Origin of the sequence: Sediminibacterium sp. C3 (assembly GCF_000508085.1) — a bacterium.
In the GTDB taxonomy this organism is placed as follows: domain Bacteria; phylum Bacteroidota; class Bacteroidia; order Chitinophagales; family Chitinophagaceae; genus Sediminibacterium.
Window position 1 is genome coordinate 1,656,918 of the sequence record NZ_KI669560.1, and the last position, 13,071, is coordinate 1,669,988.

12 protein-coding genes are annotated in these 13,071 nt (G+C 40.2%); 9 read left to right on the forward strand and 3 right to left on the reverse strand.

The window, feature by feature from the left end; genetic code table 11:
- The first annotated feature begins 64 nt into the window (after positions 1 to 64).
- From F777_RS16105 to rimO, 4 genes are all read left to right on the forward strand, one after another.
- A complete protein-coding gene (locus F777_RS16105) occupies positions 65 to 1,630 on the forward strand; it encodes a M61 family metallopeptidase (RefSeq protein ID WP_051408501.1) in 1,566 nt (521 codons plus the stop codon).
- A gap of 67 nt (positions 1,631 to 1,697) precedes the next feature.
- Positions 1,698 to 2,315, forward strand: coding sequence for a hypothetical protein (locus tag F777_RS0107655; RefSeq protein ID WP_026751526.1), 618 nt, complete (start codon positions 1,698 to 1,700; stop codon positions 2,313 to 2,315).
- A 1-nt stretch (position 2,316) separates the two neighbouring features.
- Entirely contained in the window at positions 2,317 to 2,583 is a 267-nt protein-coding gene (locus F777_RS0107660; RefSeq protein WP_026751527.1) for a hypothetical protein, read from the forward strand.
- A 33-nt stretch (positions 2,584 to 2,616) separates the two neighbouring features.
- Positions 2,617 to 3,927 carry a 30S ribosomal protein S12 methylthiotransferase RimO gene (gene rimO / locus F777_RS0107665; protein ID WP_026751528.1) on the forward strand — a complete coding sequence of 437 codons (1,311 nt, stop codon included), beginning with the start codon at positions 2,617 to 2,619 and terminating at the stop codon, positions 3,925 to 3,927.
- Here the strand turns inward: rimO and F777_RS0107670 are convergent.
- On the reverse strand, positions 3,924 to 5,471 hold the full coding sequence (locus tag F777_RS0107670) for an OmpP1/FadL family transporter (RefSeq protein ID WP_026751529.1): 1,548 nt from the start codon (positions 5,469 to 5,471) through the stop codon (positions 3,924 to 3,926). The genes rimO and F777_RS0107670 overlap by 4 nt on opposite strands.
- A 26-nt stretch (positions 5,472 to 5,497) precedes the next feature.
- Positions 5,498 to 6,331 (reverse strand): hypothetical protein, encoded by an 834-nt coding sequence (locus F777_RS0107675; protein WP_026751530.1) that lies wholly within the window; start codon positions 6,329 to 6,331, stop codon positions 5,498 to 5,500.
- 140 nt (positions 6,332 to 6,471) lie between these two features.
- On the opposite strand from F777_RS0107675, the gene proS reads away from it, so the two are divergent.
- From proS to truB, 5 genes are read left to right on the forward strand one after another with little or no spacing between them, the layout of a single operon-like run.
- Positions 6,472 to 7,671, forward strand: coding sequence for a proline--tRNA ligase (gene proS, locus F777_RS16110; RefSeq protein WP_235785906.1), 1,200 nt, complete (start codon positions 6,472 to 6,474; stop codon positions 7,669 to 7,671).
- Positions 7,665 to 7,949 (forward strand): hypothetical protein, encoded by a 285-nt coding sequence (locus tag F777_RS18350; RefSeq protein WP_235785907.1) that lies wholly within the window; start codon positions 7,665 to 7,667, stop codon positions 7,947 to 7,949. The genes proS and F777_RS18350 overlap by 7 nt, the downstream gene beginning before the upstream one ends.
- A 12-nt stretch (positions 7,950 to 7,961) precedes the next feature.
- A complete protein-coding gene (locus F777_RS0107685; RefSeq protein ID WP_026751531.1) occupies positions 7,962 to 8,906 on the forward strand; it encodes a YjgN family protein in 945 nt (314 codons plus the stop codon).
- Complete coding sequence (locus F777_RS0107690; protein WP_026751532.1) at positions 8,906 to 9,979, forward strand: M48 family metallopeptidase; 1,074 nt, start codon at positions 8,906 to 8,908, stop codon at positions 9,977 to 9,979. The genes F777_RS0107685 and F777_RS0107690 overlap by 1 nt, the downstream gene beginning before the upstream one ends.
- 1 nt (position 9,980) lies before the next feature.
- Positions 9,981 to 10,682 carry a tRNA pseudouridine(55) synthase TruB gene (gene truB / locus F777_RS0107695; protein WP_026751533.1) on the forward strand — a complete coding sequence of 234 codons (702 nt, stop codon included), beginning with the start codon at positions 9,981 to 9,983 and terminating at the stop codon, positions 10,680 to 10,682.
- On the opposite strand, the gene F777_RS0107700 is transcribed toward truB, so the two are convergent.
- A complete protein-coding gene (locus F777_RS0107700) occupies positions 10,679 to 13,066 on the reverse strand; it encodes a BamA/TamA family outer membrane protein (RefSeq protein ID WP_026751534.1) in 2,388 nt (795 codons plus the stop codon). The two genes, truB and F777_RS0107700, sit on opposite strands and share 4 nt — an antisense overlap.
- Positions 13,067 to 13,071: the final 5 nt, after the last annotated feature.

Below are 13,071 nucleotides of genomic sequence, written 5' to 3' on the forward strand. Positions count from 1 at the left end.
TTATTGAGTTTTGTTCTAGAAAATCTACCTTTAATTCGATTGTTTGTTCAACAAATTATTGTTTATGAAGAAGATTTTTTTTGGCTTGCTTTTAGGTATGCTCTTGACTACTTGTGTATATGCGCAAACTGTTAGCGCTCAGCCTAATCTCAAATACACGGTCAGCATGCCACAGGCAGCACAGGGAAAGTTTCACATAATGCTGGAAGCAAAAGGTTTTGCAACAGATACACTGGTTTTTAAAATGCCCAACTGGATGCCAGGTTATTATCAGCTCATGAACTATGCAAAGGGGGTGGATTCTTTGCAGGCCAGGAATCAACAGGGGAAAGCATTAACAGTGAACAGGTTGGCTGAAAACACCTGGCAGGTGATTGCTCCCAAGAAGTCTGCTTTTACGCTTACTTATCAGGTTAAGACCAATCGAAAGTTTGTGGCCAATAGTTTCATAGACAGCGCACATGCCTATATAGTACCTGCGAATAATTTTCTTTATGTAGAGGGTATGCTGCAACTCCCTGTGCAAATTCAGGTGAATAATTCCGATCAACCTGGCTTTAAAACAATAGCTACCGGATTGGAAAAAGTAGCCGGGAAAGCCAATGTTTTTACTGCACCGGATTTTGATATTTTATATGATTGTCCCATCCTTGTAGGCGATTTAAAAGAGTTGCCAGCTTTTACTGTACGAGGAGTGCCTCACCGTTTTATCGGGTATACAATGGGGAGCTTTGACGAACAACTATTTATGAATACTTTGCAAAAAGCCATTGAACAGGGGGTGAATATTATAGATGATATCCCTTTTAAAGAATATACATTTATTGGAATTGGTCCGGGCAAAGGTGGAATAGAACACCTGAACAATACCACGGTTAGTTTTAGTGGCAATGAGTTAAAAACACAGGCTGATATCAATCGCATCATGAATTTTTTAAGCCATGAATATTTTCATCACTACAATGTAAAACGAATCCGTCCGGTAGAGCTGGGGCCTTTTGATTATGATAAGGGAAGCAGAACCACACAGTTATGGATCAGTGAAGGACTTTCTGTTTACTTTGAATACCTCATGGTAAAGCGGGCTAAAATTGTAGACCGGAATATGTTTTTCAACAATCTTGCAAATAATATTACGGCACATGAAAACAATCCTGGTAAGGCTTACCAAAGTTTAATTCAATCCAGCTATAATACCTGGTCAGATGGTCCTTTCGGTACCAGCGGAGTCGATAAAAACAAAGCCATTTCTTATTATGATAAAGGTCCGGTTGTAGGCATGCTACTCGATTTAGCCATCCGGCAGGCTTCTCAAAATAAAAAATCCCTCGACGATGTAATGCGCTTGATGTACAGGGAGTATTATCAGAAAAGGAAACGTGGATTTACGGACGCTGAATTTCAATCTGCCTGCGAACAAATGGCGGGAAAGTCATTGGCTGCTGAGTTTGATTATGTGTATACTACTCAGGCACTCAATTATAATCAATACCTGGGGTATGCTGGACTTGAGTTGGTAAGTAGCGTTGAGGAAAAAGGAAACGAAAAAAAAACGCTGTATCGTATTCAGGCACTACCCAATATTAATCCTGCACAAAACGCCATATTGAATTCCTGGCTGGGGGATTAAAAACACCGTGAAAACACGGTTTCTTTTCTTTCGGCAAAACCCTATTTTACCACAATAAAATGGGATTATGCGTAAGTTATTGCTAGGGTCTTATACCTGGGGATTATTGCTTTGTTTGTTTCTTAGCCAAATCGGTTGTACCCGAATACCTTTGCAAAGTATTACCCTTTCCGAAAAAATTCAGGAAGAGGGCGAGAGAATGCATCGCTTGAATATATTGTTGGTGCATCAGGTTTTTGCAGAGAAAAAAAACAGGGTGAACGATTTTATTCAAAAAGAATACACAGCAAAAATCGTGGCTAAGATGACGGATGATCTAGACGATGAAACAGATCCCAAATCAGTTTTGCCTGAAATGATGGCGGCGGCTTTACCCCTGATTACCGAAAGGCAATATGCTATGCAGCTGGCGCTGGATTCTGCCAAAATAAAATTGCTGGATCAGTTGAATGCCGATTTTAAGCAGTATCAGCTGGCTACTACAGAGATGAAAAAATTATTGGAATCAGCGGTAAAATTGAATGAAAGCAAGAAACAGTTGTTAAATCAATCCCAATGGTTGAATAAGAAGGGCATCAACTACGATCAGCTTGCTGAATTGCTCGACCGTTTTATTCAGTCTTCCGGAAATATTGGTGGGATGGTAGGTAATCTAAACAAAGACCTCAGTAAAATATTGAACTGATATGGATAACAAATGGAAAAAGAGAGCCGCTCAGGCACAGAAAGAGACCGATGCCGAATTGGCTCAGGAAATTGGGGAGCTCAGTAGCTTTAATCCCCCTGGATTAAATGAATTGCTGGCAGAATACAACATGGATAAAAAGGAATTTTCTCAACTTATAAAAATTGTGAAAGACCATACCAAAAGCAACAATGACAAAGTCAAAGCCATCGGGAATATCCAGAATGGTGCTGAAATACTGATAGGCCTACTCGGGAAGCTACTCTAGTGTTCCCCTCAAAATCCTTAATTTTGCCCTCTCATGAAGGCAAAAACTCTAAAAAAAGACAAGGTTAATATCATTACACTGGGTTGCAGCAAGAACCTGGTAGATTCAGAAGTACTGAGTGGTCAGCTGGCTGCGAATGAAATTGATGTGGTGCATGAAAATACCAAACTTGATCATAATATCGTGGTGGTGAATACCTGTGGTTTTATTGATAAGGCCAAAGAAGAAAGCATCAATACCATTTTAGATCAGGTGGAATTGAAACGAAGAGGAAAACTTGACAAAGTATATGTTACCGGCTGTTTAAGTGAGCGATACAGAGGTGATCTGGAAGCTGAAATGCCCGAAGTGGACGCCTGGTTCGGAACTTTGGAACTGCCATTAATTTTAAAACAATTTGAAGCCGATTATAAAGCAGAACTATTAGGGGAAAGAATGCTGAGTACCCCCAAGCACTATGCTTATTTAAAAATTTCTGAAGGATGTAACAGAACCTGTTCTTTCTGTGCTATTCCATTGATGCGCGGAAAGCATATAAGCCGTTCAATAGAAGATCTGGTTAAGGAAGCGGAAGCGCTGGTGCAAAAGGGCGTGAAGGAAATCATGCTGATTGCACAAGAACTAACTTATTACGGACTGGACATTTACAAAGAAAGAGCCTTACCAAAGTTACTGGACGCATTGGCTGATGTAAAAGGACTGGAGTGGATTCGCTTACACTATGCTTACCCAAGCAAGTTTCCATTAGAAATACTGGAAGTGATGCAGAGACGCGACAATATTTGTAAGTACCTGGATATGCCTTTGCAACATGCCAGCAACAGCATGTTGAAAGCCATGCGCAGGAATATTACCCGTGAAGAAATGTCTGAGTTGATTCATGAGATCAGATCCCGTGTACCGGGTATTTGTTTACGAACTACTTTGATTGCTGGTTTCCCCGGAGAAACGGAGGAAGACGTGGAAGAGTTAAAAGCTTTCTTACAAGAACATCGTTTTGACAGAGTGGGTATCTTCAGTTATAGTCATGAGGAAAATACCAGTGCTTATGACCTTGAAGACAATGTGCCTGCAGAAGTAAAAGCTGCCCGTGCTCAGGAAATCATGGAAGTACAGCAAGAGATTTCTTACGAGAAAAATCAAGAGAAAGTAGGGCAGATTTTTAAAGTATTAATTGATAAAAAAGAAGCCGGGCGATACTTGGGAAGAACAGAATTTGATAGTGTGGAAGTTGACAATGAAGTAGTAATTCATAGCAAGAAAAAACTCGCCATTGGCGAGTTCGTTCAGGTTAAAATAACCAAAGCTTATGATTATGATTTAGAGGGAGAAGTATTGGGTTAAAATTTAAACCCGAATGTTAACATCATATTCCCTCTATTACCGGTTTGATTAGCAAAAGTATTGGGTTTGTCATTCAATCTGTAGGCAAATACAGACTCCTTATTCATGATATGAGAGTAAGAGAGGTCAATGAAAATACCTTTGTTTCTGTACCCAATACCACCAGATCCAATTACCCGGCTGGCCTGAATTGCTTCATCCTGATAAGGGCTTCCATAATAGGCTGCACCCAATCTGAACATGATGGTATGAAACTTTAGTTCACCCCCGATTCTTGCATTGATATTCCCTTTTAAATTGTCAATTACAGCTTCATTTAATGCGGAATAATAATTTCTGAATCCGGCATCAAATGCGTTTTCAGAAGCAACGGCAAATCTTGCCCCCTTATAATGAACATATTCCAGATCGGCACTAATAAATCCTTTTTGTAAACGGGTATCACTTACTTCTCTAAGTACAATGCTAAAGCTACCAATTGCTCTCCAGGGAGTAGTAATGGTATATTTGCTTCTGCCTGCCTGACCATTGTTTAAATTATCGCTGCTCTCTGAACGTCTGCCAGCGTATCCTTCAGTATCGGCAATTAAGGAAGCTCTAATTCTATCTGTCATTGAAATAATCTGTGGGCTATGGAAGGCAAAACCAACCCTGACATAGTCGGAAGGCTTATACATGGTCCCCAGTTTTAATCCTATACCCGCTCCCTGAGAAGTATAGGTTTCCCTGAATTCAAAAAAGCTGAACTGATTGCCCGGATCATTTGTGGCATCTCTTTCACTGTAAAATAGTTCTCTTGAATATTTAATAATGGGGATTACTAAACTACCTCCAACATAAAGTTTGTCTGCCATATTCCCTGCCAATCCCAATGCTATTTCGTTATAGCCCCCACTGGTTCTGGCGTTGTGTAATTGGTTAATACCTGATGAAATTGGCACCAGACTCTGATAACCTTCTACTCTCCCCCCCGGGCCGCTTAAGGTATCCACCAGAAAGGTTCTGAAGGCAAGAGATGATCCAAAAATATAATTGCTTAGTGCTGCATTGGTATCTGCGCGGTCACGGGTTAACTCTTCCAGATATTTCTCGGTAAACGAACTGAAATTATTCAATCCCCTGAAACTAACCTGATTATTGTAGTTGGCCAGTTGATTCACCGAAATAGCAAAAGCAGAGCTGGTCCATTTACTGTAACCATTTCTATTGCTGCCAGCCAGTATTAATCCACTTGTTCCCAACCCAAATCCAGATCTGGTAGAACTGGTATCGTTTCCACGGTAATTGAATTTATTGTTATTCATCACCATTCCAGGTGATAATACCAACTCTCTGGTTTTGTATAATCCAATGCCTGCAGGGTTTACGTGGTTGGCGGTAATATCACCACCCAGTGATCCCATTACTCCACCCACTGCCATGTTTCTGGCAGTTCCATTCGGCGTGAACCAGGAGAGCCTAATGGCTTCATCAATCGTTTGGGATTTTGCGGTAAGGGCAAAGAATGACAGGCCGCTTATAAATAAGCCGAAATATTTTTTCATACTTGTTTTGTTAAATGCTGGCAATATTAGTTTCTACCACCTCTGCCTGTACTTGCGCTTGATCCGGTACTCTTAAATCCACCACTTGCACCACCAGCATTGCTGTTTGTCATTGGTACAGATCCATTATTGCTAAAGGTTCTGATAGAACGGTCAAAGCTATTGGATTGTCCACCAGGTGTGCTAGGTGTTGAAAATACTCTTTTCACCAAATTACCAAAGTTATTGCTGCTTCCGTTAGAGCCTGGTGCATACCAGTCACCCCCTTTTGCTGAATTGCTATTGTTATACATTCTGTTTCTTAATGCACTCAAATTGGATCCTGAACCGGAAGTCATGATATTTGCTTTTGGATTTGCATAAGTGATTACGGAGAAGAATGGGTTGTTCCAGCCTATGGGATTCATAAAACCACCACCAATGAATCCACCTCTGTAAAATCCACCACCATAAAATCCACCACCAAAGTAATTATTCCATGCATTAAATCCGGGGCTGAAACCAAAACCAATATTCCATGGATTCAACACTGGATTCAACATCCAGGGATTCATTAAATTGGCATAGCCTAAACTATAGGGTGAAAAATCATAACGCATATCATTCCAGTAGCTGAAATTATCTATTGAACCCCAACGGTCTCTGTTGCCTACTTTCATTCTTAAATAACGATCGTCCATGGTACTTACGTATTCCTGGTAACGATCATCACTGTTTTTACCACTTGCATAAGCATAAGTCTCTCTATCCTCACCGGGAGAGAAATATACATCATCCGGTGTTTGACCTGATTGATAGGCCGTGCTGCAGCCACTTAAGATGGTAACAAGTGTTAGCGCACTGAATACAAGCTTTTTCATGATTTTCCTTTTTAGGTGCATCAATTTGGTTGAGTGAAGTTACATACATTTGCGAATGGTAACTACAAACAATTAAAGGCAAATTACATGCCAACTAACAAATGTTAGTGTTGTTTAGGTTAAAAAAAATAAAAATATTTATGGGAAAGGAGCTAACCTCAAGATCGCAGGATTATTCACAATGGTATAACGACTTAATTATCAAGGGCCAGCTGGCGGATTATTCTGCTGTAAGGGGCTGTATGGTCATCAAACCCTATGGGTTTGCATTGTGGGAAAATATGAGGGATGTGTTAGATAAAATGTTTAAGGAGACTGGACATCAGAATGCCTATTTCCCGCTTTTCGTACCCAAGAGCTTATTTGAAGCTGAGGAGAAGAATGCTGAAGGGTTTGCTAAAGAATGTGCAGTGGTTACCCATTATCGTTTAAAAACAGATCCGAATAATGCAGGTAAGCTAATGGTTGATCCGGAAGCAAAACTTGAAGAAGAGCTGGTGGTGCGTCCAACCAGTGAAGCCATTATCTGGAATACCTATAAAGGATGGATTCAAAGTTATCGTGACCTGCCCCTGCTGATTAATCAATGGGCAAATGTAGTGCGATGGGAAATGCGTACGCGTTTATTCCTGCGTACGGCAGAATTTCTTTGGCAGGAAGGTCATACTGCACATGCAACTGCTGAAGAAGCCATTGAAGAAACCAGACGCATGCTGGATGTTTACGCTGATTTTGCTGAGAACTGGATGGCCTTGCCGGTTATAAAGGGAGTAAAGTCGCCCAATGAGCGTTTTGCCGGAGCAGAAGATACCTTTTGCATTGAGGCGCTCATGCAGGATGGTAAAGCATTACAGGCAGGCACCTCCCATTTTCTGGGTCAGAATTTTGCAAAAGCATTCGATGTAAAGTTCAGCGACAAGAATAATAAACTTGATTATGTATGGGCAACCAGCTGGGGAGTGAGTACCCGATTAATTGGTGGATTGGTAATGGCGCATAGTGATGATGACGGATTGATAATACCTCCACGGATTGCGCCGATTCAGGTGGTTATTGTGCCTATCTATAAAGGAGAGGATCAGAAGGCTCAGATTGACGAAGTAGTAAGTGTAATGATGAAGGAGATGAAAGCCCTAGGTATTACCGTTAAGTACGATGACGCTGACAATAGCAGACCGGGATGGAAATTTGCAGAATATGAATTGAAGGGGGTGCCTGTTAGAATAGCAGTTGGCGCAAGAGACCTGGCCAATCAGGTGGTAGAAGTTGCCAGAAGGGATACCAAAGAAAACAAAACATCTCTATTTCAGGTATCGCTGCATATACTAAGGAATTGCTGAATGAGATTCAGATAGCCATGTTTAATAAGGCAAAAGCTTTCCAACAGGAACATATTACTACAGCAAATACCTGGGAGGAATTCGTAAACATACTGGATACCAAGGCAGGATTTGTATCTGCCCATTGGGATGGAACACCTGAGACAGAGGAAAAAATTAAGGAACTGTCAAAAGCAACCATTCGCTGTATTCCACTGGATAATCCTCAGGAAGAAGGCATTTGCATTTTATCCGGAAAAAAATCTACCCAAAGAGTGCTGTTTGCGAGGGCATATTGATATATTTATTATATGGAATATAATAAATACAGCCTTAGCTTTAAAGGGAGTGGCGCATCCTATTTTAAGATATTGCTAGTCAATATCATCCTGGTAACCATTACCCTGGGATTGTATTATCCGTGGGCAAGGGCTCGTTCTCTGCAGTATTTCTACAGTAATACGCTGTTCAATGGTCAGGCTTTTGTATTTACCGGAACTGGGTCAGAAATGTTTAAGGGTTTCATCAAAGCTTTTATTTTATTAATTGGCATATATGGATTGGTGACCTATCTGGTATTGAACGAACAGGAACTGGTAGGCCTCGCACTTTTTTATATCTTCTTTCTACTACTGCTCCCGCTTGCTATCCATGGTTCCTACAGATATCGGTTTGCCAAAACTGCTTGGAGTGGAATTCGTTTTGGGTATACAGGAGACAAATGGGAATTATTTGCACTTTTTATTAAAGGGACACTGTTAACACTGATAACATTTGGAATTTATGGTGCCTGGTTCATGATGAATCTGAGAAGATATCTGTTGTGTAATGTAAAAATCGGGGATGCCAGATTTTCTTACAAAGGGGTTGGCGGAGAATATTTTTGGTTGAACCTGAAAGGATATTTCTTAAGCATTTTTACGCTGGGACTCTATTTTTTCTGGTGGCAAAAAGATTTATATGCTTATTTTATTAATAACCTAAGATTGACCAGGGGAGAACAGACGATGCTGTTACGATCAACCGCTACAGGAGGAGATTTTCTTGCGTTGATTTTGGTGAATCTTTTGCTTTTTGTGTTTACGCTGGGACTGGCTACTCCATGGATTGCTGTCAGAACTATGCGATTTTTATTTTCGAATATGGTGTTGGATGGCACCATTGCTTTTGATGAATTGCAACAGACCCAGCCAAATTATGATGATGCAACGGGAGAAGATATTGCCGACTTTTTAGACTTTGGATTTATTATATAATGGAAGTACTTAATTCAGTTCAATATTTTGATGGATTGCAGGCTGGCCCTCAATCGGCATTGTTACATATTTCTGAAGCAGGTTTCTCTCTTCAGGTGGGTCCTATCTGGAATGCAGGTGCGCCGGTTTTATATTTCCCCAAAGTAGAATGTTCCTATCAAAAAGCAGATCATCAGCTCATCGTTTTTTTGAATAAAAAAACGGGAGCCTACTTTACGGTTGATACACATGACCCAACAGCAGTGGCCATTATTCAATTACTTCAACCAGTTGAGAAGTCTTTCGCAACAAGCTTGTTTAAACTGAATGCCTTTTCGTTGTTGTTGATTGTTCTGTTATTATTTTCCGGAGTATACTGGGGGATTGCAACCGTTGTTCCATGGGCGGGTCTTAAAATCATCAAACCTGAAACAGAAACAGAATTGGGAGAAAAAATGCATGAGGCGATGATGGGGGATGCCAGCGTTGACAGAAGGAAAACAGCTCTGGTTCAGTCATTTGCCAACTCTTTGGAATTGAGCAAGGTCTATCCGATAAAAATTACGGTGGTAAAAAACCAGGAAGTAAATGCCTATGCGATACCAGGAGGGAATATAGTAGTATATACAGGCATATTGCGTACCATGCAATCGCCTGATGAACTGGCAGCATTGCTGGGGCATGAAGCGGCTCATATTACTGAGCGACATAGTTTGCGATCGGTCCTGCGTTCTGCGGCAACAGGTTTAATGATATCTGTCATTTTCAATGATGTTTCCGGAATCTTATCCATATTGGTAGAAAATGCAGAAGGATTGCGATCGATGCAGTTCTCCAGAAGTATGGAAGAGAATGCAGATGAAGTGGGTATGAAAGTGCTGGTGAAAAATAAAATAAATCCTCTGGCAATGAAACAGCTGATGCAAACTTTAAAAGAGAATGCACCTGAAATGCCTTCTGTTCTAAGTTTTATGTCCACACACCCTGCAACGGATGACAGAATTAAACATGCGGAGACTTTTGCTATTCCTTATAAAAACAGTTCCTTTGCAGCGAATCCACTCAGGGATTCAATCTGGAGAGAACTAAAGTAAAATGAAGCAGAAAGAAATTCATCCCGCATTGCAACCTTATTTGGAAGGACAGGCTATTTTAATAGATAAACCCGTTCACTGGACTTCATTTGATGTTGTCAGGAAAATTAGAAATATTACCCGCATTGTAAAAGTAGGACATGCCGGAACCCTTGATCCATTGGCAACTGGTTTGTTGATTGTGTGTACCGGAAAGTATACAAAGAAAATTAATGAGTACATGGGAATGGAAAAAGAGTATACGGGTACTTTTACTTTGGGATCAACCACACCTACATATGATTTAGAATCTGAACCGGTTAATTTTTGTGATACCGACCATTTGAGCGAATCACAAATAAAAGCTGCAACGCAGGAATTCACCGGACTGATTATGCAGGTTCCGCCTATTCATTCTGCTATAAAGCAGGAAGGTAAGCCAGTTTATTTAGCGGCAAGAAAGGGATTAGATGTGGTGCTGGAGCCAAGACCGGTAACCATCCACGCATTTGAGATTGAAAAAATAGAAATGCCTGTGGTTTATTTCAGGGTAGTGTGTTCAACAGGAACCTATATCAGAAGCCTTGCCCATGATTTCGGAAAAGCATTGGGAGTAGGGGCATATATGAGTTCACTAAGAAGAACCAGGATTGGCCATTTCCAGGTATCTGATGCCGAAACCATGGAATCCTTTGAATCAAAGATTGAACAATTGAAAGCTTAGAATGGAAGTCCTATTCCAAGCTGTAATGCGAAATTGGGAACCTTAATGCCATTAGGTCTGGTATCGTTCCATGTAAAGTCTTTAATGCTCATCCAACCATTGTTTGTCGCTCGAAGGGGATCTTTTAATTTATAGGCAAAATCTAATCTGATCAGAAAATAAGACATGTCGAAGCGTAGGCCGGTTCCAATACCAATGGCCATATCTCTTGTAAAATTGCTGAGAGAAAATCGGGTGTCAATATCTGTTGAAGCTGCTCGTTTAATATTCCATACGTTACCAATATCCGCATACAGTGCAGACCCAATTTTAAAACTACCAATGCTGGCTAATTGAAATCGGTACTCAACATTAAACTCCAGTTGCATATCTCCAAAACGATCCCTGAATGCATTGGCAGCGGTGTCTCTTTCACTCTGGTTAGAGCTACCCAATCCCAGTTGTCTCAATCTCCAGGCTCGCATACTGTTGGGACCACCTGCAGAGAACTGTTTGTAGAAGGGTAGAGTAGGTCCAATAATGGTATCCCCGCCATAATTGTACCCCATACCGGCAAACGCCCGATAGGCCAATTCAGATTTCGGAAACTTTACCGACTGTTTGTATTCTGTTTCCAGTTTTAAATAGCGGTAGATATTGCCCTTTAATCCAGGGATAAATCCAAATAGGCCTCCGGCTTCTTCAACTGCAATCCGATAAAACTTGTCTTTTGCCGGATTTCTGCTTCCCTTAGTTGTTTTTACAAAAGAAAAACTCTGACTCACAATACTTCCTTCATTAAAAGAAGCCTTCAGGAATGGGTTTTTAATGATTAACTGATCCAATGAATCCAGTTTTTCAATTGAGTATAATTCTACATTGATAGGTTTGTACAAAAAGGAACTGTTTCCCTTTTTCCACTCAAAGCCATAGCTGGTAGTGAAATTTCTGATATTATAAAAGTTTCTCCTGTCCACATAACCCAGATTCACAGACCAAAGGGTTCTTTTGTTATCCAGCAGGTCCAATCCCTTCCAAGGTTTAAAGGGTTGAATGATTCCCGGGAAAATATAAGTGTGTCCGACATTAAAAAGGAAGGTTTGAAATAACTGGTCTGGCTGATTAGTGCTGTTCAGGATATTTAATTCAACTCCCGTTCTTACAGTTGCCACTGATTGAATGGCATTTTTCCAGACATTTCTGTTGTTATAGGAAAAGTTGGTTGTAATACCCAGCAGATTGGTAACACCAATATCGGCAATATTTCTACTGGCTTCCAGATCAACCGTAAAACTTTGTTTAACGGCAGGTGTCATAAAAAAATACATGTCCAGCGTGTCTTTATCCCTGATTTCCGGGCGGATATCTACGTTTTGCCAGGCGGGTAATTGACCTAATGCATTTGCAGTTTTAAAAAAACGTTGCTCGTTGTAAACATCTCCTTTTGAAAAATAAGTGTCTTCTTTCATGGGCCTGTAATTGAACAAGCCCTTTTTGTAGCGTATGCTTCCATTCGGAATTTTCTTCTCAAAAAAAGATTTGTCTTTCAACAAACTATCAGGTACATCCGAGATTTTCGTTTCAGGATAATAATGCAGATTGCCAATATGGTATTTGATTAAGCGGGAACTATCTTCCAGTTCTCTTTGTTTGATGGTAATATCCCAGTTTGGATTTTCTTTTTTTGCTTTGGCTATTTCAGATAAGAGCTTTGCCTGCTCAAAAGGGTCAGTGGTTAAAGAAAAGAGTTTGGTATTATTGGAATCAACGTAAGCGTAAACATCTTCACGGGTAATTTTATAATAGCCACTTTTTCTGAATAATCCTACCAGTCGATCCAGTTCGTTACTGATGATTTCCTTAGAGTAGGGTTTATTCTTTTTTAGAAGACTTTTACCAGATTCTGTACTGGCTAAATGCTGCAGGGATGAATCATTCATTTCAATGGTTACTTCGTCAATGCTGATGTTTTTTCCTGCATTGATATTCATAAACACACTGGTTCTTATTTGGTCTTTCACCGTGTCGATAGTGTAAGAATTGGTTAAATCTGCATAGTAATATCCCTGTGCATTCAGGTATGAATTCATGAAAAGAGCAGAACGGAGAATATTACTGGTATCGAAAACAGGCGGGTTTTTAATTTTATAAAATAATCCAAATTGCTGTTGTTTGGGTACTTTTAAACTGTCGTCCCAGTAATTTTGCAAATTGGTTAATAAACGTTTTTTCTCATCTTTGGTAAAATTGCCATTCAGATTAATCTGATTGTCATAAACAAAGGGCTGGTTTTTAGGATAGTTTCTAACCCAGGTTCTTTTTTGTTCAGCACAGGATACCAGGAATAATAATGTGAAAATGAATCCAATTGTGCTGTAGAATCGGGTATTTACTTTAAAATGCATAGACA